Raw genomic sequence first — 21,459 nt, 5'->3', positions numbered from 1 at the left:
CTTCCTTACAGCCGCACTTCCGGCACCGCGCGCGGCGACCAGTTGGCGGGGGGTGCGTCGGCCCGAAAAGCCTTCGACCGGGTGATGAGAAAATCCAGCACATGCTCGCGCAAGGGGTGATAGCCCGCCATGTGGTGCAGCGTCGCCCTGGTGCGCGGCTTGGGCAGGGTGTTGACCACGACTTCGGCGATGCGGGCGCCGGGGCCGTTGCTCATCAGCAGGATTCGGTCGGCCAGCAGGATCGCCTCATCCACGTCATGGGTGATCATGAAGGCGGTCTGGTCGGTTTCAGTGACGAGGCGCGCGACCTCCTCCTGCAAGGCACCGCGGGTCAGCGCGTCCAGCGCCGAAAAGGGTTCGTCCATCAGCAGCATTTTGGGCGCCAGCGACAGCGCCCGGGCGATGCCGACGCGCTGCTTCATGCCGCCCGAGAGTTCGGACGGCTTTTTGTCCCCGGCCTGGGCCAGCCCGACTTTCTGCAGCGCGGCCAGGGCCGCCTCCATCCGTTGCGCCCGCGACCAGCCGGGGTGTTTGCAGCCCTGGGCAAAAGCGACGTTTTCCGCCGCGGTCAGCCAGGGCAAAAGTGCGTGGGACTGGAAGATGACCGCCCGATCCAGCGACGGTCCGGACAGTTCCTGGCCGTCCATGATCAGCACCCCGTCGTCGGGGGGTTCCAGCCCCGCCAGGATGTTCAGGATCGTGGTCTTGCCGCAGCCGGAATGCCCGACGAGGCAGACGAATTCGCCGCGCTCGATGCCGAACCAGGCATCGGCGAAGATCGTGGTCGCGCCGTAGCGGCGGGCGATGCCCTCGACCGAAACATAGGGCTTCTTCACTCCCGCCACCCCACCGCCGCCTGGACCCAACCGAGGGCACGGTCCAGCAGCAACCCCACGATCCCGATCAGCAGGATCGCGATGATGATGTCGGCGATCGACAGGTTGTTCCACTGGTTCCAGACCCAGTAGCCAATGCCGGTGCCGCCCACGAGCATCTCCGCCGCCACGATCACCAGCCAGGCGATGCCGATGGAAATCCGCATGCCGGTGACGATAGTGGGGGCGGCCGCTGGCAGGATCACGCGGATGGCGGTGCGCCAGGTGCCGGCTTCCAGGGTGCGCGCGACGTTCAGCCATTCGCGCCGCACGCTCATCACGCCAAAGGCGGTGTTCAGCAGCATCGGCCAGAGCGCGCAGATGAAGATCACGAAGATCGAGGAGATCGCGCTGTCCTTGATCGAGTAGAGCGCCAGCGGCATCCAGGCCAAAGGCGATACCGGTCGCAGCACCCGGATATAGGGGTTCAGCGCCGCGTTCAGCAGCGGCGACATGCCGATCAGGAAGCCGAGCGGCACCGCGACCAGCACCGCCAGGCCGAAGCCCAGGGCCACCCGCCCCAGCGAATAGCCGATCTGGATGCCAATGCCGCGGTCGTTCGACCCCCTGATGTAGAAGGGATCGGACAGCAATTCCCACAGGCGCACGGCGACCGCGCCCGGCCCCGGCATCGGGGTGGTGCCACCTTGCGCCGCCGCCTGGCCGAGCAGGGCCGCGTATTCCGGATCCATCGCCGGCCCCGTCGGTGCCGACGGCAGCACCGCGATATGCCAGGCGGCCAGGAACAGCACGAACAGCGCCAGCGCCAGCGACAGCGCCGCCGCCCGCCAGTTGAGGCTCATCGCTTGATGGCGAAACTGTTCAGATAGGCCTCGGGTTCGGCCGGGTCGAAGCGCTTGCCCAGGATCATCGCCGGGCGCTGGGTTTCGGTCGGCACCGGCAGGCCGAGGTCACGCATGGCGCGCCCTGCCTCCATGGTCAGGAAGACTTGGCGGGAAATGGCCTGGTAGTCGACGTCGCCGCGAATCTGCCCCCAGCGCTTCATCTGGGTCAGCATCCAGATGGCCATGGATTGCCAGGGGAAGGGTTCGAAGTTGATCCGGTCCGGCACCCGCCGCACCTGGCCGAGGCCATCGGCGAAGGTCCCGGTCAGCACCTGTTCGACCACCGTCGCCGGCTGGTTCAGGTAGTTCTGGGCGCTGATCGCCTGCGCGACCTCCCGCCGGTTCTCGGCCTTGCTCGCATAGGCCGTCGCCTCGACGATCGCCCGCATCAGGGCGGCGAAGGTATTCGGCTGGGTGTCGATCATCGCCTTGGGCACGGCGAAGGCGCAGCACGGATGGCCGTCCCACATCTCCTTGGTCAGGATGTGGATGAAGCCCACCCCGTCGAAGACCGCGCGCTGGTTGAAAGGGTCCGGACCCAAAAACCCGTCGATGTTGTCGGCCCGCAGGTTGGCGACCATTTCGGGCGGCGGCACCGAGCGGATCGAGATGTCGCGATCCGGGTCCAGCCCCGCCTCGGCCACATAGGCACGCAGCAGGTAGTTGTGCATCGAATAGTCGAAGGGCACGGCGAAGCGGAAGCCACGCCAGTCCTTGGGGTCGCGCTTCTCGCGGTGCTTGTTGGCGAGCGTGATCGCCTGCCCGTTGGTGTTCTCGATGGCAGCCACGGCAAAGGGCTGGGGTGCTGGGATGCCGACGCCCATGCTCATCGCCAGCGGCATGGGGGAGAGCATGTGTGCCGCGTCGAATTCGCCGGCGATGGCGCGGTCGCGGATCACGGCCCAGCCCGCCGTGCGGATGACCTCAACATTCAACCCATGGCGCTGATAGAAGCCCATCGGATGCGCCATGATGATCGGGGTGGCGCAGGTGATGGCGATGAAGCCGATCTTCAGGTCGCGCTTTTCCGGGGCGGCCGGGGCCTGGGCGAAGGCTTCCCGCGCATGGTCCAGCGGGAAGACGCTGGCGACGGCGCCCAGCACCGCGGCGGCGCCGTAGCGGGCCAGCATCGCGCGGCGCGTCGCCTCATGCGGCAGGACGGCGCGTAGCACGGCGGCGTCGGCGGCCTCGGTGAAGGCGGCTTCGGTCGAAACAGGGGCTTCGCAGGTGAACCCGGCGTGGTTCCGGCCACAGGCGCAGGGGGCGAAGGGATCGGCGTGGCGCATGTCGTGTTTCCCGGCCTGTTTCCGGTTCGGCCAGCAATCGCCGTGCCGGGGCGTTTTTGGAAGCGCTTGCGGGGCGCACGTACCGGTGGTCCGGTGCGGAGGCGACAACCAGGGATTGTGCCCAATGCTTTATGCCACGCTGATGCTTCTGACACTGGCGGGGCTTTGGGCGTCGTGGCGCGGGCACGGTGCCGCCGTGCCGCTGTTGCTTGTCGTGATCGCCTGGACGGTGATGGCCTTTGCGCTCGACATCACCATGCCGCTGACGATTTCGCTGTGAGCCGGCTCTACCTGGCGGCCGCCGCAGCCAATGCCTGGGTGCTTTTGGCGATCCTGGCGGGTGCGTTCGTCATGCAGTTCATCGCGGGAGACCCGCCCTGCCCGCTCTGCATGATGCAGCGAATCGCGATGCTGTTGGCCGCGGTCGGATGTTGCCATGTGTTGGCAGCGGGGCACCGGGGCGTGCTGACCGCGCGCGATATCGGTGTCGGCGCGGGGATCACCTTGCTGGCCTGCCTGCTGGGTGGGGCGATCTCGATCCGCCAGGTGCTGCTGCACATCCTGCCCGGCGATCCCGGGTTCGGGCCGGCGGTGCTGGGGTGGCACACCTACACCTGGGCCGCCGTCATCTTCGCCTGCAACCTGGTCGCGACCGGGCTGCAATTGGCGAGCCTGGCCTGGTTCACCGAGGCGCCGCCGCGCCCCCTGCCCTTGGCGCGGCCCACCATGCTGGCGGTGGCCGCGATGCTTGTGGCCAATATCCTGTCGGTCGTGGCCGAATCAGGCTTCGCCTGGACCCTGCCCGAGAATCCGGTCGGCTACCTGCTGTTCCGGTAACGCGACCTGCGGTCAGACGACCGGGGTGCGGCCGCCATCCAGGTTGATGGCCGTGCCGGTCGTGTAGGCGGAGGCATCGGAGGCCAGGAAGGTCGCGAGATTGCCGAATTCCTCGGCCTTGCCCATGCGGCCCAGCGGCACGGCGCGGCCGGCTTCGGCCAGCCAATCCTCCCAGGACTGGTTGCTGCCGGCGGCCACGGCGGCCGCGTGGCGGCGGCGCCATTGGTCGCTTTCGATGATGCCGATCAGGATGGCGTTGACCAGGATGCCGACCGGCGCGCCTTCATTGGCCAGGATCTTGGTCAGCGACAGGCCGGCGGCGCGGGACACCGCGGTCGGCGCGCCATTGGCCGTCGGCACTTTTGCCCCGGTGTTCAGCGTGTTGATCACCCGCCCCCAGCGACGCTCCGTCATGCCCGGCCAGACCAGGCGGGTCAGCCGGATGGCACCGAAGAGCTTCAGGTCGAGGTCGGCCTGCCACATCTCGTCGGTGACGCTGGGGAACGGGCCGCGCGTGCTGGTGCCGGCGTTGTTCAGCAGGATGTCGATGCCGCCGAAGGCAGCCTCGGCCGCGGCATAGGCGGATTTGCAGCCATCGGCGGTGGCGACGTCGGCCGCCACGGCGATCACGGGGCCGAGGGGCGACAGTGCCTCACGCGCGGCTTCCAGGGCCTCCGCGCCACGGGCGACCAGGGCCACGCTGGCGCCGGCCTTCAAGAAGCCCTCGGCGGCGGCGTAGCCCAAACCCTTGCTGCCCCCCGTCACCAGGGCGCGGCGGCCAGAAAGGCTGATCTGCATGGGGGGCTCCGTTCGGGAGAATATTGATGGGGCGACCAACGGGGCTCGAACCCGTGACATTCGGCACCACAAGCCGACGCTCTGCCAGCTGAGCTATGGCCGCCACATGGCGTGCGGAATAGGGCGTGTGGGGCGCCCCCGTCAACCTATGCGACCTGGGAAGCGGTCCCGCCGGCGCGGCGGCGTTGCAGCCAGGCCCCGATCCGCGCCAAGGCCTCGTCCAACAGCGCATCCTGCTTGCAGAAGGCGAAGCGGGCGTAATGCGCCGGCGCGTCAGGCCCGGCGTAGAAGGCCGAGACGGGGATGGCCGTCACTTTGGCTTCCACCGTCAGCGCCTGGCAGAAGGCGACGTCATCGCCGTGGAACCCCACCGGGCGCACATCGGCGGAGACGAAATAGGACCCCCTCGCCTCCAGCACCCCGAATCCGAGGGCGGCCAGGCCGGCGGCCATCCGGTCGCGCTTGGATTCCAAGGCGGCGGACAGGCCCGCGAAATAGGCATCGTCCTTGGCCAAGCCGATCGCGACCGCGCGCTGCAGGTTGGGCGGCGTGGTGAAGGTCAGCAGTTGGTGCGCCTTGGCGACCGTGCCGGCCAGCGACCGATCGGCCGTCACGTAGCCGATCTTCCATCCGGTCAGCGAAAACGTCTTGCCGGCGCTGCCGATGCGCATGCAGCGTTCCCGCATCCCAGGCAGGGTCATCAGCGGGATGTGGCGCCAGCCGTCGAAGGTCAGGTGTTCATACACCTCGTCGCAGATGGCGAAGCAGTCGTGGCGCTGGACCAGATCGGCGATGAAGGCGAGTTCGGCGGACGTAAAAATCTTGCCGGTCGGGTTGCCGGGGGAATTGAGCAGGATCGCCTTGGTCTTCGGCCCAAAGGCGGCAGCCAGTTCCTGGCGCGGCAATTCCCACTTCGGGGGCGTCAGGCGCACCAGCTTGGGGATCGCGCCGAGCATTTTAACGACGGGCAGGTAGGTGTCGTACAGCGGTTCGATCAGGACGCATTCATCGCCCGGGTTCAGCACCGCCATCAGGCAGGCGGTGATCGCCTCGGTCGCGCCGGAGGTCACGACGACCTCGGACGCCGGATCGACGGTGATGCCGTAGAAGCGGGCATTCGCCGCGGCGACCGCCTGGCGCAATTCCAGCACGCCGGTCAGCGGCGGATACTGGTTGCGCCCGTCGAACAGCGCATCGGCGGCGGCCTGGAGCACGTCGCGCGGCCCGTCCACATCCGGGAAGCCCTGGCCGAGGTTGATTGCCTGGTGCTCCGTCGCCAATGCCGACATCACGGTGAAAATGGTTGTGCCGGTGCTGGCCAGGAGCGTGTTCTGCGACGGCATGGGGCGGTTCCAGGATAGGCCAGAAGCGGCCCGACAAGGGGGGCGGACCCCCCGCCCCGGCCTCGGGCAGCCCGACAAGATGCGATCGGCGGCCAAATCCCGCAATGCCCAAACCGGGATCCTGGTCGCCCCCTGCCCGCCAAAAAGGCAGGTTGCACCCGCCATGGGCGCGCCGCGCGGCCGGCTTCGGCATTTTCCCCCGTGGCTGGCGTTGCCGCGCCGGCACGGAGCATGCAACACAGGGACTGCACGGACGCGAAGGGTCGGCTCGGCCACTGCGTGCGACCGTCACCCGGCAAGGAGATCGGAACGCGCATGAAAAAGATCGAAGCCATCATCAAGCCGTTCAAGCTGGATGAGGTCAAAGACGCATTGCACGAGATCGGGCTGCAGGGCCTGACCGTCGTGGAAGCCAAGGGATTCGGGCGCCAGAAGGGCCATACCGAGCTCTACCGAGGCGCCGAATACGTGGTGGACTTCCTGCCGAAGGTGAAGATCGAGGTGGTCTGCAGCGACGACCTCTGCGAACGCGCGATCGAGGCGATCACCGCGGCCGCCCGGACGGGGCGCATCGGGGACGGCAAGATCTTCGTGTCGGACATCAACGAGGTCATCCGCATCCGCACCGGCGAACGCGGCGAGGAAGCCGTCTGACCCACTTCGGCCGCGGCCACCCGGTGACGGGGTGCCGTGGCCTTCCCGGGGGCAACCCCGGGGCCCCCTGACGGCAAGGCCGTCAGGACTTCAAGCACCCCTGGCGGCATGGCCGTCAGGACTTCAACCGCCCCCTGGTGGCATGGCCGCCAGGACCGCAATCGATAGTGACGACGAAAGAGACAGGGGAACAGGATGGCGAAGAAGCCCAGCAGCGCACCGGCCGTGCCGGATGGCGTCTCCAAGGTCATGGACATGATCAAGGAGAACAACGTCGAATACGTGGACTTCCGCTTCACCGACCCGCGCGGCAAGTGGCAGCACACGGCGCAGCACGTCTCCACCGTGACGGAGGAAGTGTTCACCGACGGGCTGATGTTCGACGGTTCGTCGATCGCCGGTTGGAAGGCCATCAACGAATCCGACATGATCCTGATGCCGGATACGCTGAATGCCTGCATGGACCCGTTCAGCGCCAAGCCGCAGCTGATCCTGTTCTGCGACATCATCGAGCCCTCGACCGGCCAGCTCTACAACCGTGACCCGCGCGGCACGGCCAAGAAGGCCGAGGCCTACCTGAAGGCGACCGGCATCGGCGACACCGCGTTCTTCGGCCCGGAAGCCGAGTTCTTCATCTTCGACAGCGTGAAGTTCGGCACCGGCGGCAACTTCGGCCACTACAGCCTCGACAGCATCGAGGGGCCTGGCGCCAACATGAAGGACTACCCCGAGGGCAACATGGGCCATCGGCCCCTGGTCAAGGGTGGCTACTTCCCGGTGAACCCGGTCGACAGCGAAGTCGACCTCCGCGCCGAAATGCTCTCGACCATGATGGAAATGGGCGTGATCGGCGAAAAGCATCACCATGAGGTGGCGCAGTCGCAGCACGAGCTCGGCACCAAGTTCGGCCCCCTGCTGACGCAGGCCGACCACATGCAGATCTACAAGTACGCGATCCACAACGTGGCCCACAGCTACGGCAAGACCGCGACCTTCATGCCGAAGCCGATCTATGGCGACAACGGCTCGGGCATGCATGTGCACCAGTCGATCTGGAAGAACGGCAAGCCGCTGTTCGCCGGGACCGCCTATGCCGATCTGTCGATGGAAGCGCTGTATTACATCGGCGGGATCATCAAGCACGCCAAGTCGCTGAACGCGTTCACCAACGCGTCCACCAACAGCTACAAGCGGCTGATCCCGGGCTTCGAGGCTCCGGTGCTGCTGGCCTATTCGGCCCGCAACCGCTCGGCGTCCTGCCGCATCCCCTATGCGACGAACCCCAAGGCCAAGCGCGTTGAGGTCCGTTTCCCCGACCCGACGGCGAACCCCTACCTCGCCTTCGCCGCGATGCTGATGGCCGGCCTCGACGGCATCAAGAACAAGATCCACCCGGGCGACCCGATGGACAAGGACCTGTACGACCTGCCGCCCGAGGAGCTGAAGGACATCCCGACGGTGTGCGGTTCGCTGCGTGAGGCCCTGGGCGCGCTCGCTGCCGACCACGACTACCTGCTGGCCGGCGACGTGTTCAGCAAGGACCAGATCGAGAGCTACATGGAGATCAAGTGGCAGGAGGTGTACCGCTTCGAACACACCCCGCACCCGGTCGAGTTCGAGATGTACTACTCGGTCTGATCTTGCGATCCGATTGAACGGAAACGGCCGCCGGGCAACCGGCGGCCGTTTTTGTATTTGGCGGACCGCCTCGCCCCACGAGGGCCCTGGGCAGCGCCGCATATGCAAGGATACCATCACGTCGCTGCGAGGCGGCGGCTGAGGCTGTTACAGGGCGATCGGCCATTCTGTCGCGATCGTTATGTTGGAAGGCCGGGTGAACGGTCTGCCTCATGTAACGCCGGGTCGCCCCTGTTGCGGTTTGCAGTGAATGATCTGGTTCTGTTGCATATTTCAGAAGGACGACGGCGCCGTAGCCCCTTACCGCAGATGTTACAGCCCGTGGAAAAGCGCTTCAGGACTGTCATCGACGTAATCCTATCGTTAAAGGACACCGCCTCGTGCTGACAAAAGCGACCTTCGCGACCGTGAACGATTGGGGCGCCGGCTTCATTGGCCAGTTCACCCTGACCAATGGTCCCACCGCGCTGAACGGCTGGACCTTCGCCTTCGATGCGCCGTTCGAGATCACCAATATCTGGAACGCGAAGATCGTCAGCCACGTCGGCAATCGTTACGTTGTCACCTCAACCGATGGAACCAACATCGCAGCCGCCGGTGGAACGCTGACCTTCGGTTTCCAGGCAGGCCCGGGCGGGAGCACGGCGCGGGTCGATGCGGTCGACCTGGCCCCGGTGACGACGCCGGTGGAGATCCTGCCAGCCGCCAGCATCACCGATGCCTCCATCGTCGAAGGCGCCTCGGGCACCAAGATGATGGTGTTCACCGTCACCCTGTCGGCACCGGCAACGGGCGATGTCTCCGTGGGCTACACGACCCGGGACGGCACGGCGGTCGCGGGGTCGGATTTCACCGCGCAATCGGGGACGCTCGTTTTCACGGCGGGCCAGACCAGCAAGACCATCAGCATCGCGGTGCTGGGCGACACGCTGGTCGAAGCGAATGAGACCTTCGACATCATCCTGCGATCGCCGGTCGGCATGACCCTGGCGGATGACACCGGGCGCGGCACGATCACCAATGACGATGTCGCGGCCCCGACCCTGTCGGTCGGCGACGCCCAGGTGACCGAGGGCAATGCCGGCACGAAGTTGATGCTCTTCACCGTCACCATGTCGAAGGCCGCGACCGGTCCCGTCACGGTCGGCTACGCGACCGAGGCCGGCACCGCCACGGCCGGCAGCGATTTCGTCGCCGCGAGCGGCACGCTGACCTTTGCCGCTGGCGAGACCAGCAAGACCGTCGCGATCACCGTGAACGGCGACACCACCGTCGAAGCGAACGAGAATTTCAACCTCGTCCTGCGCACGCCGGTCGGTGCGACGCTGGCCGATGCGACCGGACTCGGCACGATCACCAATGACGACGTGGCGCCGCCGAGCCTGACGGTCGCCGATGCCCAGGTGGCCGAGGGCAATTCCGGCACCAGGCAGATGGTCTTCACCATCACCCTTTCAAAAGCGGCAACGGGCGCGGTCACGGTCGGCTATGCGACCGAGGCCGGCACCGCCACGGCCGGCAGTGACTTTGTTGCGGCCACCGGCACACTCACCCTCGCGGCCGGCGAGACCAGCAAGACGGTCGCGATCACCGTGAACGGCGACACCACCGTCGAATCGAACGAGAGTTTCAACCTTGTCCTGCGCACGCCGGTCGGCGCGACGCTGGCCGATGCGATCGGGCTCGGCACGATCATCAATGATGATGTGGCGCCACCGAGCCTGTCGGTCGCCGATGCCCAGGTGGTCGAGGGCAATTCCGGCACCAAGCAGATGATCTTCACCGTCACCCTGTCCAAGGCCGCCACCGGCCCCGTCACGGTCGGCTATGCGACCGAGGCCGGCACCGCGACCGCCGGCAGCGATTTCGCCGCCGCCACGGGCAGCCTGACCTTCGCCGCCGGCGAGATCAGCAAGACGGTCGCCGTCACGGTGAACGGCGATTCAGTCGTGGAGGCGAATGAGGTCTTCGACCTGGTCCTCGGCACCGCGACGGGCGCGACGATCCTGGACGGGCGCGGCCGCGGCACCATCACCAATGACGATACCGCCCCGGTGCCCGCGACCGGCGATACCGTCGCCTACCGCGTCGCCAATAGCTGGACCGGCGGCTTTGTCGGCGAGATGACGGTGGTGAACGATGCCACGGCGATGAATGGCTGGACCGTGGTGTTCAACGCGCCCTTCCAGATCAGCAACATCTGGAACGCCGAGATCGTCAGCCACACCGGCACCCAATATGTGGTCAAGAACGTGGCCTGGAACGGCAGTCTCGGTGCCAATGCGACCGCGACCTTCGGCTTTCAGGCGGCCGGCGATGGCGCGCCCACGGGTCTTTCGGTCAATGGCGCCGCACCGCCGCGCGTGCCGCCAACGATCAGCATCGCCGATGCGACGACAACCGAGGGCGAGGGCCTGAACGGGACCATGCTGTTCACCGTCACCCTGTCCAAGGCCTATGACCAGGCGGTGACGGTCGACTACACGACGACGAACGGGACCGCGATCGCCGGGAGCGACTATGCCAGCGGCTCGGGCCGCGTGACCTTCGCGGCGGGTGAGACCAGCAAGACCATCAGCGTCACCGTCCTGCACGATGATGCGATCGAGACCAATGAGAGTTTCGGCATTGTCCTGAGCAACCCGAGCGGCGCGACGCTGCTGGACGGGACCGCGGTCGGCACCATCCGCGACAATGATGGGGTCGCGCCGCCGACCTCGGCACCTGGCTACTACTCGACCAGCGGCAACCAGATCGTCGACTCCGATGGCAATGCGGTGCGGTTGCAGGGGGTGAACTGGTTCGGGATGGAAACCGGTCGCGGTTCGCCGGACGGGCTGCACGCCCGCAACTGGCAGGACATGATGGACCAGATGCTGGACAGCGGGTTCAACATGATCCGGCTGCCCTTCTGCCTGGACGCGCTGAAGCCGGGCGCGATGCCGAATGACATCAACTACGCCAAGAACCCTGACCTGCAGGGCCTGACCAGCCTGCAGATCATGGACAAGATCGTGGATTACGCCGGCGACATCGGGATGAAGATCCTGCTGGACAATCATCGCAGCGCCGCCGGCGGTGGGCCGAACGGCAATGGGCTTTGGTACGACGGCGGCTATACCGAAGCGAATTGGATCGATTCCTGGAAGATGCTGGCCGCGCGCTACGCGGGCGATTCGACGGTCATCGGCGTGGACCTGCAGAACGAGCCGCATGGCGCGACCTGGTCGGAATGGTCGGCCGCGGCCGAACGCGCCGGCAATGCGATCCAGTCGGTGAACCCCAACCTGCTGGTGATCGTCGAGGGCGTCGGCGCCTACCAGAACGATTACTACTGGTGGGGCGGCCAGTTGGAAGGTGTGCGCGACGACCCGGTGGTGCTGAACGTCGCCAACAAGGTGGTCTATTCGCCGCATGACTATCCGAATTCGGTCTATGCGCAGCCGTGGTTCCAGGCAGCGGACTTCAAGGACAAGCTGGCCGAGGAATTCCGCGAGCATTGGGGCTATATCTACGGGGAGAACATCGCCCCGATCCTGCTGGGTGAATTCGGCACCAAGTTGCAGGATGCCAAGGACATCGCCTGGCTGGACGAGATCACCCAGTACCTGAACGGCGATTTCAACACCGACGGCACCCGGGACGTAGCCGCAAGCAAAGAAGGCATGAGCTTCGCCTATTGGTCGTGGAACCCCAATTCGGGCGACACGGGCGGCATCCTCAACGATGACTGGACCACGGTGAACCAGGCCAAGCTCGACGCGCTGGGGCCGATCCTGTTCTGATCCCGGTCCGGTGATCGTTCGCAGAAGGCGCGACGGTCGCGTCTTCTGCGCCGGCCGGAAAACCCGGGCAGTTCGCATCGCGTGACGGCCGGCGCTATCGTGCATTGTCGAAACCTTGCCCCCCTGGATGACTGCGATCGCCGGATGACCAACATGCCCGCGGTCGGATCAGTGACGGTCGTCGTACAGACCAGGCCCCGCGACGGCGCCGAGGCCGCGTTCGTGCATTGGCAGGCCGAGATCGGCGCCGCCACGGCGGCGCAGCCAGGCTTCCTTGAGCAAACCGTGCAGCCCGCCAATCCGCCCGCGCAAATGGATTGGGTGATCCTGCAACGCTTCAAAGACATGGAAACGGCCGTCGCCTGGCTGAACTCCGCGCGCCGCCTGGAGCTGGTCACGCGGGTACAACCGCTGCTGATCGGGGTGGATGACGTCCATATCGTGTCGGACATCGGCGCCGGCGCGCTGCCGGCACCTGTGTCGGCGGTGTTTTCCACCCGTCTGAAGCCCGGCGCTGAATCGGCGTTCCGTGTCTGGCAGCAGCGCGTCGCGGCCGCGCAGTCGCGCGCCCCGGGTTTCCAGGGCTACCGATTTGAGCCGCCGATTCCAGGCGTACAGGACGACTGGATCGCGATCCTGCGCTTCGACAGTGAACGCAACCTGCAAGGTTGGATGGAATCGCCCGCACGCCTGGCCTTGCTGACGGACGCCGAGGCGCTGGTCGCCACGTTCCACACACGCATCATACGCACCGCCTTCGACCGGTGGTTCGAAAGCGACAGGTCCAACCAGTTGCCCCCGCCCGCCTGGAAGCAGAACCTGATCGTCCTGGCGATGCTCTACCCGGTGGTGTTTCTGTTCGGCCTGACCGTGCAGGCCCCGGTGCTATCGGGCTGGTTCGGTCTGCCAGCCTGGCTGACGCTGTTCATCGCGAATATCGTGAGCGTGCTTCTGCTGAACACCTTGGTTCCCTGGGCGGGGCATCGGCTCGATTGGTGGCTTCATCCGGCGGTGCCGGCGCAGCGGCGTCGGGTCAATCTCTACGGGCTTGGGCTGATCCTGGCCGTCTGCGCGGGCTGGCTGACCCTGTTTTCCTTCCTGGGCTAGGCACTGACGACCTCCACGCAGGCGACCATATGGCCGTCCTCCCCCCGCCTCGGCGCGGGTTCGGCCTCGGTGCATCGCGCCGTCGCCAGGCCGCAGCGCGGTGCGAAACTGCATCCGGGCGGCAGCGCGGCAAGGTCGGGCGGGCTGCCGGCCAGTTCGACGAGGGGTGCCTCGCGGTAGCCACCGCGCACGACGCATCCGAGCAGCGCGCGGGTATAGGGATGCGCCGGCGCCAGCAGGACCTGCTCGGCCGAGCCATGTTCGACGATGCGCCCGGCGTACATCACCGCGACATCATCGGCGATTTCCGCCGCGACCCCGAGGTCGTGGGTGACGAAGACCACGGCCGTGCCGAGTTGCCGTTGCAGGTCGCGCAGCAGCAACAGCACCTGGATCTGCACCGTCGCGTCCAGAGCGGTCGTCGGTTCGTCCGCCAGCAGCAAGGGCGGTTCGCAGGCCAGCGCGATGGCGATCATCGCCCGCTGCCGCAAGCCGCCCGACAATTCGGATGGATAGGCGCGCAGGCGCTGCGCCGCCGCCGGGATCTGCACCAGGTCGAACAGGGCGCGCGCGCGCGCCTGACCCTCGGCCCAGGTGGCGCCGCGATGCCGCACCACCACCTCGGCGATCTGTTCGCCGATGCGGAAGACGGGATCGAGTGCCGTCATCGGTTCCTGGAAGATGAAGCCGACCTCCCGGCCGCGGAAATCCAGCCGTGCCCGCGCATCCATGGCCAGCACGTCACGCCCCATGACCCGTAGCCGGCCGGAGACGCGGGCGCCTTCTCGCTCGGTCAGCCCCACGATGCTGCGCAGGGTGACAGATTTGCCCGATCCGGATTCCCCGAGCAGCGCGAGGACGCGGCCAGGTTCCAGGCGCAGGTCGACGCCGCGCACGACGGGCACGCCGTAGGCGACGGTCAGGCCCTGGATATCGAGGATCGGTTCGGTCATGGCGCGGCGCTGTGGCCGCTGCCGGCGACGTTCATCCAGCAGGCGGCGCGATGGGCGGGGTCGGCCAGGGCGGCAAGGGCGGGTGCACGCGCGGCGCAGATCGCCTCGGCATAGTCGCAACGCGTGCGGAAACGGCAGCCGGAGGGTGGGTCCACCGGATCCGGCGGATCGCCCTGGATGGGTGGCGCCGCGATGCGCCGGCGTGGATCGATCGATGGGCGGGAGGCGAAGAGCGCCCGCGTATAGGGATGCGCCGGATGCGCGAAGATCGTCGCGGCCGGGGCCATTTCGACGACCTGGCCGAGATACATCACCGCGACCTCATCAGCGACGTAGCGGACCACCGACAGGTCGTGGGAGATGAAGACATAGGTCAGGTTCAGCGAGTCACGCAGCCGGACGAGCAGGTTCAGCACCTGCGCCTCGACCGACTTGTCCAGCGCCGAGACGGGTTCATCCAGCAGCAGCACGCGCGGGCGCAGCGCCAGGGCGCGGGCGATGTTCACGCGCTGGCGCTGCCCGCCGGACAGCGCCATCGGTGGGCGGTCGGCGAAGCGGTCGGGCGGCAGGCCCACGGCGTCCAGCATGTCGAGCGCATAGGCGCGCGCGGCGGAGGCGCTGACGCCATGCGCCTCCGGGCCGAAGGCGATGCTTTCGGCGGCGGACATGCGCGGGTTCAGCGATGAATGGCTGTCCTGGAACACCATCTGGACCGCGCGGCGGGGTTCGCGCCCGATGCGTGCGCCGCGGGTCCAGAACGCCTCGCCATCCAGGATGATCTCGCCAGCGTCGGCGGCCTCGATCCCGGCGATCAGCCGGGCGGCGGTGGATTTGCCGCAACCGCTTTCGCCGACGATCCCGAGTGTGCTGCCCTTGGCGACGCTGAAGGTGAGGCCATCGACGGCGCGGATGACGCGCTTGGGCGATAGCGGCCATCCGCCCGACAGTTTGAACCAGCGCCGCAAGCCGGTGACGGACAGCATCGGCTGCGCTGGCCCGCCGCGGTCGGGCAAGGCGGAGAGTGGTGCCCTCATCGGCGGAGTTCCATGGCCCGCCGGATGCCATCGCTGACCAGGTTCACCGACATCGAGCAGATGAAGATGGCCGCGCCCGGCAAGGCCGCGACCCAAGGGTTAACGTAGAGCGCCTGCCGCAATGCGGAGAGCATCAGCCCCCAGTCGGCCTGCGGCGGCGACACGCCGAGCCCGAGGAAACTGAGGCCGGAGGCCGCGATGATCGACACGCTGACCTGGCTTGCGGCGAAGACCAGCACGGGCCCCGCGACATTGTTCACGACATGGCGGCGCAGGATCATCATGACGGGCGCACCCGACAATCGGGCCGCCACGACGTAGTCGTTGCTGCGCACCTGCGTCGTGACGCTTTCCGCCACGCGCGCGATGGGGGCGATGAAGACCAGAGTCAGTGCCGCGATTCCGTTGATCATCCCCGGTCCCAGCGCGCCGGCGATGGCGACCGCGAGCAGGATCGATGGATAGGCGTAGAACACATCCATCACCCGCATGATCGCCATGTTGGTGGCACCCCCGGCATAGCCCGCGAGCAGGCCGAGAAAGCCACCGATCACCAGCGCCACGGCGACGGGCACGATGGCCATCGCCAGGGACACGCGCGCGCCAAAGATCAGGCGCGACAGCATGTCACGGCCCAATTCATCGCCACCCAGCCAACGGCCTGGCGTGCCGATGGCGGCAAGCCGGCGCGCGACGCTGGTGCGGAATGGGTCCTCCGGCGCGATCCAATCCGCACCGAGGGCCGCGATCACGATCGCCAGCAGCACCAGCGCCGCCGCCATCGCGACGGGCTGGCGCACAAAGCGCCGGCCGACATTCGTCCAGTATCCGGTTTTTGGACGCGGCGGTGCCGCGACCATGATGGCGCCGTCCATCAGGCGCGCCGGATGCGCGGATCGGTGGCCGCCTGCAACAGGTCGACCAGCAGGTTCAGCCCAACGAAGAACAGCGACAGCACCAGCATGCTGCCCTGGAGCACCGGCAGGTCACGCTGGAAGATGGCATTGGCCATCAGGAACCCGGTGCCGGGCCAGGCAAAGACCGTTTCCACCAGCACCGATCCGCCGAGCATGTTGCCGAGTTGCAGCCCGGTCACCGCCAGCGTGGTCGGCAGCGCGTTGCGCAGCACGTGCCGCAGCCGGCGCCCCGGCAGCAGCCCCTTGGCGTGCAGGGTGGTGACGAAATCCTGGTCCAGCGCCTCGATCACCGCGGCGCGCATGGTGCGCGCGATCACCGCCATGGGGATGAGCGCGGTGGCGATGGAAGGCAGGATAAGGTGTTGCAGATGCGCCCAGTCCGGCCGCCAGCCGTCCGATGTATCGGGGCCGATGCCGAGCGGCGGCAGCCACTGGTTTTCGACCGAGAAGAAGATGACCAGCAGGATCGCGACCCAGTAGTGCGGCAGGCTGACACCCGACAGGGTCACGAAACTCGCGAGATGATCGGCGAAGCGGTCCCGCGCCAGGCCGGCAACCAGGCCAAGCAACACGCCCAGCACGCAGGCCAGGATTCCTGCGGAGACCGCGAGGATCACCGTATTGCCCACGGCCATGGAAAGTTCGGAGGAGACACTGCGCCCAGATGCGATGGAGGTGCCGAGTTCCCCGACCGCCGCGCGCCCAAGCCAGATCGCGTATTGCACCGGCAGAGGCCGATCCAGGCCGAATTCGCGCCGCGCCTCGGCCACCATCTCCGCACTCGCGTCATCCGGCAGGATGGCGCTGATCGGATCGCCCGGCGCGATATGCACCAGGGCGAAAACAATGAGCGTCACGCCAAGGCAAATCGGCGCGACGTAGAGCAAGCGCCGCAGCAGGTATCGCAGCATCAGCGCAGCGAGAGCGGGGAGAAATCCACATACCAGGACTTGGCGTGCACATGACCCTGCACGCGGCGGGAGATCGCGCGCGGGCCGACGTCATGCACGACCCAGACGAAATAGGCCTGGTCCACGAAGCGCGTGTGGATCTGCGCGAGCAGCCCGGCCTGGCGCACAGGGTCGAATTCCTGCCGAACCTGATCGGCCAGGGCTTCCATCGGCGGGTCGCTGATATTGCCCCAGTTGGTGCCGTTCGGCGGCAGTTCGGACGGGCCGATGAAACGCAGCAGCGCGTTGTAGGGGTCCATCGAATTCCAGGAATTGTTGATCGCCTGGATGCCACGGTTGGCGGCCCCTTGCGCGCCATCGCGGCGGCGGCCGCGCAGGGCCTCCCATTCGAACACCTGCAGGTCCAGGTCGATGCCGACCTGACGCAGGTTCTCCTGCACGAACTCGTTCATCAGCAGCGGATACATCTGGCCGGAGCCGCTGGCCGAGATGGCGAAGCGCAGCGGCAGCCGGCGCTGGGGGCCGTAGCCGGCGGCGGCCAACAGGCGGCGTGCCTCGGCCGGGTCGAAGCGCGGCCGGAAGCTCGGCGTGCCGAACCATGGGTGGTCGGGTGTCACGTTGCCGACGGATGCGACGGCCAGGCCGTTCAGCGCCTGCACCAGCCCGTCGCGGTCGATCGCGAGGTTCACTGCCTGGCGCACGCGGATGTCGTGGAACGGGCTGTCGGGCAGAACGCTGATCGTATAGGGCCACATATGCGGGATGGCGTTGGTCGAGATGTTGAACCCTGCCTGGCGCAGCCGCGGAACGCTGTCAGGTGACGGGCTTTCCGCCCATTCCACGCGATTGGCCAGCAAGGCCGCGGTGCGTGCGGAGACTTCGGGGATCGGCAGGAGGATCAACCGCTCCAGCTTCGGGCGGCGCGCCATATCCCAATAGTCGGTGTTGGGCACCAGCTCCATCCGTTGGCGCGGCACCAGCGCCGCCATGCGCCACGGGCCGGTGCCGGACGGGTTGCGGCGGAAGGCGGCCCAGTCGCGGCCCACGGCTTCGAAATGCACCGGCGAGACGACGAAGAGACGCGTCATCTGGAACGGCAACTGGCTATCGACGCCGTTGGTCTCGATCTCGATCGTCATGTCGTCGACCTTGCGCCAGGCCTTCACGGCCGGGATGAAGGCCTGCAACTGGCGTCGCGCGGAGGCGTCATAGGCGGGATGGTTGCTGTTCAGCGCACGTTCGAAGGTGAAGATCACCGCATCGGCGTTCATCGGCGAGCCATCGTGGAAGCGCACGCCGGGTCGCAGCTTGAAGATCCAGCGCGTCGGATCATCCGGCAGTGGCGCCCATTCCGTCGCGAGACCGGCGCGGAGCTCGGCCGGGCGTTCGGCCTGCGACAGATCCCAGGCCGTCAGCCCGTCGAAGATCGTGATGCCGCTGAAGCGCACGCCCTCCGTGCCCTGGTCCGGGGCGCCATCCGTCAGCGGGATATCGGCCAGGGTCATGGCGATGCGCAGGGTGCCCTGTGCTTCGGCTGGGTTGACCACGGTGGGGGCGGTAAGGCCGATGGCTGCGGCGAATGTGAGCGCGGCTAGGCGTGGAAACGGCACGGTGGCCTCCATGCTGGTGGGGCGGGCGAATCACTCCATCTTGCGTCGATGTGCAGCAAACCCTGGGCCAACCGCGAAACACGTCGTTCCGTGGTGATGTCGGCTCTCGGCGGCGGCGTTGTTGCCTCCGTGACGTGCAGGCAGCCAATTTATCAGCACAATTGACATGTGAGGTCAGGCTCCGCCTCATCTCACCCTTGGCATCGCGCTTGCGTGCCATCCGACGTCATTGCCCGGAGCCACTTGCATGGATGCCCCCCTTCTCGCCGCACCGGAACGCCTGGGGGCAGCCGCCGCGCGGCGTGCGATCGCCGCGGGCAGCCTGACCGCGACAGCGCTGCTGGAGGCCTGCCTGGAACGGATCGCCGCGCGCAACGGCACCGTCGCGGCCTGGGCGTCGATCGACATCAAGGCGGCGCGCGCGCAGGCAAGGGCGCTCGATGCGGGTCCCGAGCAGGGGCTGCTGCACGGGCTGCCGTTTGGCGTGAAGGACATCATCGACACCGCCGACCAGCCGGCGGGCTATGGATCGCCGATCTACACGGGGCATCGGCCGGGGCGGGATGGGGCGACGGTCGCTTCGCCGCTCGCGGCCGGGGCGATCCTGCTGGGCAAGACGGTCACGACGGAATTCGCCAATCGCCATCCCGGGCCGACGCGCAATCCGCATGATGTCGGGCGCACGCCGGGTGGGTCGTCGTCAGGTTCGGCGGCGGCGGTCGGGGATTTCCAGGTGCCGCTGGCGCTTGGCACGCAGACCGGGGGGTCCGTGCTGCGGCCGGCGGCCTATTGCGGGGTGGTCGGCTTCAAGCCGTCGTTCCAGCACTTTGGCAACAGCGGTGTCCGCACCAATACCGAGGCCTACGACACCGTCGGGCTGATGGCCCGCGCGGTCGAGGATATCGCGCTGCTGCGTGCGGCCGTGATGGAGATTCCGCACCGCGCCCCGGTGCCGGCGACAGCCCCCCGCATCGCCATCACCCGCACGGCGCATTGGGGCGATGCCTCTGCCGCGACCCAGGCGGCGATCGCCGAGGCCGCGCGCGCCTTTGCCGCCGCCGGGGCCATCGTGACGGACCTCGACCTGCCGCCGGAATTCGCGGGGCTGCGGGCGGCGCATCGGGTGGTCTGCGGTTTTGAATCGGTGCGCAACTACGCCGATGAACTGAACCGGTCGGGTCATCTTGTCAGCCAGGATTTCCGCGACGAACGCGCCTCGGTCGGTGAGGTCGCGACCCTGGCCCAATTCCGCGCCGCGATCCGCCTGGGCAATGCCTGCCGCGCGCGGATGGATGCGATCATGGTCGAGCAGGGTTTCGACGCGCTGCTGACGCCGAGTGCGACGGACGAGGCGCCGCTGGGCCTGGCCCATACCGGCCAGCCCGTTTTCAACTATCTTTGGACCAACCTCGCCATGCCCTGCATCACCTTGCCCTTCGTGAAGGGACCGAACGGGATGCCGATCGGGGTGCAATTGGTGGCGCGCCGGCATGAGGACGCATCCTTGCTGGATGTCGCGGCCTGGGCCGAACGCGTGCTGGCCGGCTGAGGAGACGCGATATGCTGACCACCGATCTCGATCCCGCGACCCTCACCGCCAGCCAGGCCGCCGATGCGATCGCCGAAGGGCGGCTGACGTCGGAGGCGCTGTTGCGCGCCTGCCTCGACCGCATCGCCTTGCGCGACGATGCCGTCGGGGCCTGGGCCTTCCTCGATCCCGACCTGGCGCTGGCCGCGGCCCGTGCCGCCGATCGCGGGCCGGTGCGCGGGCCGCTGCATGGCGTGCCGGTCGGGTTGAAGGACATCATCGACACCTATGACATGCCGACCCAGTGCAATTCGCCGATCCATGCGGGACGGCGGCCTTACGCGGATTCCGCTGTCGCAGCGCTGATCCGGGCGGCGGGGGGCATCATTCTTGGCAAGACCGTCACGACGGAATTCGCCAATCGCTTCCCGGGTGCGACGCGCAATCCGCTGAACCCCGCGCATACGCCGGGCGGATCTTCCTCCGGTTCGGCGGCGGCGGTGGCGGATGGGCAGGTGCCGCTGGCGTTGGGCACGCAGACCAGCGGGTCGATGATCCGCCCCGCCGCCTACTGCGGCGTGGTCGGCTACAAGCCGAGTTTTGGCGAGGTCAGCCGGGTCGGCGTGTTCCAGCAATCCGGCACCTTGGACACGGTCGGGCTTTGCGCGCGCAGCCTGGAGGATGTGCAACGCCTGCGCGCCGTGGTGTCGCGCATTCCCTATGTGCCGGTCGGTGCCAGCGCCACGGCACCGCGCATCGCATTGTGCCGCACGCCGGAATGGGCGGAGGCCAGCCCTGCGGCACAGCAAGCGCTGACCGAGGCCGCGGCAAGGCTGGCCGCGGCCGGTGCGACTGTGACCGATCTTGAATTGCCGGCCGCGCTGTTCGGCGGCTGGCCCGACGCGCACCGGCGCATCGCCAATTTCGAAGGCGCCCGGAACTTTGGCTTCGAACGTCATCGTCACCGTGCGCTGATCAGCAAGGCATTGGGCGAGGGCCGCATCCGCGATGGGGAGACCACCCCGCTCGACGCCTATATCGCCGCGCAACGTGCCGCCGAGGCGATGCGCGCCTGGGCTGATGAGGCACTAGACGCCGTCGATGTGGTGCTGACCCTGTCGGCAGCCGGCGAGGCGCCGGTCGGGTTGGCCGCCACGGGAAGTGCGACGTTCAACTCGCTCTGGACCCTGCTCTACACGCCTTGCCTCACCCTGCCCCATGGTGCCGGGCCGACCGGGTTGCCTCTTGGCCTGCAACTGGTGTCGGCGCGGTATGAGGATGAGCGCCTGTTCGCCGCCGCTGGTTGGGTGCAGTCGGCCTTGGCCGCGTGATCGTCGG

General features: G+C 67.5%; 18 protein-coding genes and 1 tRNA gene. 8 read left to right on the top strand and 11 right to left on the bottom strand.

Features of this window, described 5'->3' with window-relative positions; all coding sequences use genetic code 11:
- Nucleotides 1-5 precede the first annotated feature (5 nt).
- From ACQW02_RS06185 to ACQW02_RS06175, 3 genes are read right to left on the bottom strand one after another with little or no spacing between them, the layout of a single operon-like run.
- A complete protein-coding gene (locus ACQW02_RS06185; RefSeq protein WP_431284397.1) occupies nucleotides 6-836 on the bottom strand; it encodes an ABC transporter ATP-binding protein in 831 nt (276 codons plus the stop codon).
- The gene (gene ntrB / locus ACQW02_RS06180) at nucleotides 833-1,678 is read right to left on the bottom strand and encodes a nitrate ABC transporter permease (protein ID WP_431284396.1); all 846 of its coding nucleotides are present in this window, start codon (nucleotides 1,676-1,678) and stop codon (nucleotides 833-835) included. Before ntrB ends, ACQW02_RS06185 begins: the two co-directional genes overlap by 4 nt.
- A complete protein-coding gene (locus ACQW02_RS06175; RefSeq protein ID WP_431284395.1) occupies nucleotides 1,675-3,006 on the bottom strand; it encodes a CmpA/NrtA family ABC transporter substrate-binding protein in 1,332 nt (443 codons plus the stop codon). The genes ntrB and ACQW02_RS06175 overlap by 4 nt, the downstream gene beginning before the upstream one ends.
- 124 nt (nucleotides 3,007-3,130) lie before the next feature.
- Between ACQW02_RS06175 and ACQW02_RS06170 the strand changes: the two genes are divergently transcribed.
- Together ACQW02_RS06170 and ACQW02_RS06165 are read left to right on the top strand one after the other, a co-directional pair.
- Entirely contained in the window at nucleotides 3,131-3,286 is a 156-nt protein-coding gene (locus ACQW02_RS06170; protein WP_431284394.1) for a hypothetical protein, read from the top strand.
- Entirely contained in the window at nucleotides 3,283-3,843 is a 561-nt protein-coding gene (locus ACQW02_RS06165; protein ID WP_431284393.1) for a disulfide bond formation protein B, read from the top strand. The genes ACQW02_RS06170 and ACQW02_RS06165 overlap by 4 nt, the downstream gene beginning before the upstream one ends.
- 12 nt (nucleotides 3,844-3,855) lie before the next feature.
- On the opposite strand, the gene ACQW02_RS06160 is transcribed toward ACQW02_RS06165, so the two are convergent.
- The 3 genes from ACQW02_RS06160 to ACQW02_RS06150 form a co-directional block, all read right to left on the bottom strand.
- The gene (locus ACQW02_RS06160) at nucleotides 3,856-4,641 is read right to left on the bottom strand and encodes an SDR family oxidoreductase (RefSeq protein ID WP_431284392.1); all 786 of its coding nucleotides are present in this window, start codon (nucleotides 4,639-4,641) and stop codon (nucleotides 3,856-3,858) included.
- Nucleotides 4,642-4,668: 27 nt separating this feature from the next.
- Nucleotides 4,669-4,744: transfer RNA gene (locus ACQW02_RS06155), tRNA-His, on the bottom strand.
- A gap of 43 nt (nucleotides 4,745-4,787) precedes the next feature.
- A complete protein-coding gene (locus ACQW02_RS06150) occupies nucleotides 4,788-5,984 on the bottom strand; it encodes an aminotransferase (RefSeq protein WP_431284391.1) in 1,197 nt (398 codons plus the stop codon).
- Between the two features lie 315 nt (nucleotides 5,985-6,299).
- On the opposite strand from ACQW02_RS06150, the gene ACQW02_RS06145 reads away from it, so the two are divergent.
- The 4 genes from ACQW02_RS06145 to ACQW02_RS06130 all read left to right on the top strand — a co-directional run bounded on the left by ACQW02_RS06145 (nucleotide 6,300) and on the right by ACQW02_RS06130 (nucleotide 13,168).
- Nucleotides 6,300-6,638, top strand: coding sequence for a P-II family nitrogen regulator (locus ACQW02_RS06145; RefSeq protein ID WP_431284390.1), 339 nt, complete (start codon nucleotides 6,300-6,302; stop codon nucleotides 6,636-6,638).
- 195 nt (nucleotides 6,639-6,833) lie between these two features.
- Entirely contained in the window at nucleotides 6,834-8,276 is a 1,443-nt protein-coding gene (glnA, locus tag ACQW02_RS06140; protein WP_431284389.1) for a type I glutamate--ammonia ligase, read from the top strand.
- Nucleotides 8,277-8,656: 380 nt separating this feature from the next.
- Nucleotides 8,657-12,061 carry a Calx-beta domain-containing protein gene (locus ACQW02_RS06135; RefSeq protein ID WP_431284388.1) on the top strand — a complete coding sequence of 1,135 codons (3,405 nt, stop codon included), beginning with the start codon at nucleotides 8,657-8,659 and terminating at the stop codon, nucleotides 12,059-12,061.
- Nucleotides 12,062-12,205: 144 nt separating this feature from the next.
- Nucleotides 12,206-13,168 (top strand): antibiotic biosynthesis monooxygenase, encoded by a 963-nt coding sequence (locus tag ACQW02_RS06130; protein ID WP_431284387.1) that lies wholly within the window; start codon nucleotides 12,206-12,208, stop codon nucleotides 13,166-13,168.
- On the opposite strand, the gene ACQW02_RS06125 is transcribed toward ACQW02_RS06130, so the two are convergent.
- The 5 genes from ACQW02_RS06125 to ACQW02_RS06105 are packed head-to-tail and all read right to left on the bottom strand — an operon-like array spanning nucleotide 13,165 to nucleotide 18,593.
- Nucleotides 13,165-14,121, bottom strand: coding sequence for an ABC transporter ATP-binding protein (locus tag ACQW02_RS06125; protein WP_431284386.1), 957 nt, complete (start codon nucleotides 14,119-14,121; stop codon nucleotides 13,165-13,167). The genes ACQW02_RS06130 and ACQW02_RS06125 overlap by 4 nt on opposite strands.
- A complete protein-coding gene (locus tag ACQW02_RS06120; protein ID WP_431284385.1) occupies nucleotides 14,118-15,155 on the bottom strand; it encodes an ABC transporter ATP-binding protein in 1,038 nt (345 codons plus the stop codon). The genes ACQW02_RS06125 and ACQW02_RS06120 overlap by 4 nt, the downstream gene beginning before the upstream one ends.
- Nucleotides 15,152-16,030, bottom strand: a complete 879-nt coding sequence (locus ACQW02_RS06115; RefSeq protein WP_431284384.1) for an ABC transporter permease — start codon at nucleotides 16,028-16,030, stop codon at nucleotides 15,152-15,154. Before ACQW02_RS06115 ends, ACQW02_RS06120 begins: the two co-directional genes overlap by 4 nt.
- Complete coding sequence (locus ACQW02_RS06110) at nucleotides 16,030-16,983, bottom strand: ABC transporter permease (RefSeq protein WP_431284383.1); 954 nt, start codon at nucleotides 16,981-16,983, stop codon at nucleotides 16,030-16,032. The genes ACQW02_RS06115 and ACQW02_RS06110 overlap by 1 nt, the downstream gene beginning before the upstream one ends.
- Nucleotides 16,983-18,593: an ABC transporter substrate-binding protein gene (locus ACQW02_RS06105; protein ID WP_431284382.1), complete on the bottom strand. Its 1,611-nt coding sequence runs from the start codon at nucleotides 18,591-18,593 to the stop codon at nucleotides 16,983-16,985. Before ACQW02_RS06105 ends, ACQW02_RS06110 begins: the two co-directional genes overlap by 1 nt.
- Nucleotides 18,594-18,840: 247 nt before the next feature.
- Between ACQW02_RS06105 and ACQW02_RS06100 the strand changes: the two genes are divergently transcribed.
- Together ACQW02_RS06100 and ACQW02_RS06095 are read left to right on the top strand one after the other, a co-directional pair.
- A complete protein-coding gene (locus ACQW02_RS06100; RefSeq protein WP_431284381.1) occupies nucleotides 18,841-20,142 on the top strand; it encodes an amidase in 1,302 nt (433 codons plus the stop codon).
- An 11-nt stretch (nucleotides 20,143-20,153) separates the two neighbouring features.
- On the top strand, nucleotides 20,154-21,452 hold the full coding sequence (locus tag ACQW02_RS06095) for an amidase (RefSeq protein ID WP_431284380.1): 1,299 nt from the start codon (nucleotides 20,154-20,156) through the stop codon (nucleotides 21,450-21,452).
- Nucleotides 21,453-21,459 lie beyond the last annotated feature (7 nt).

The sequence above is a fragment of the Humitalea sp. 24SJ18S-53 genome, from assembly GCF_050632385.1.
Taxonomy (GTDB): domain Bacteria; phylum Pseudomonadota; class Alphaproteobacteria; order Acetobacterales; family Acetobacteraceae; genus Humitalea.
Note: the sequence above shows the minus strand (reverse complement) of the source record. Positions and strands in the feature narration are given on the sequence as shown.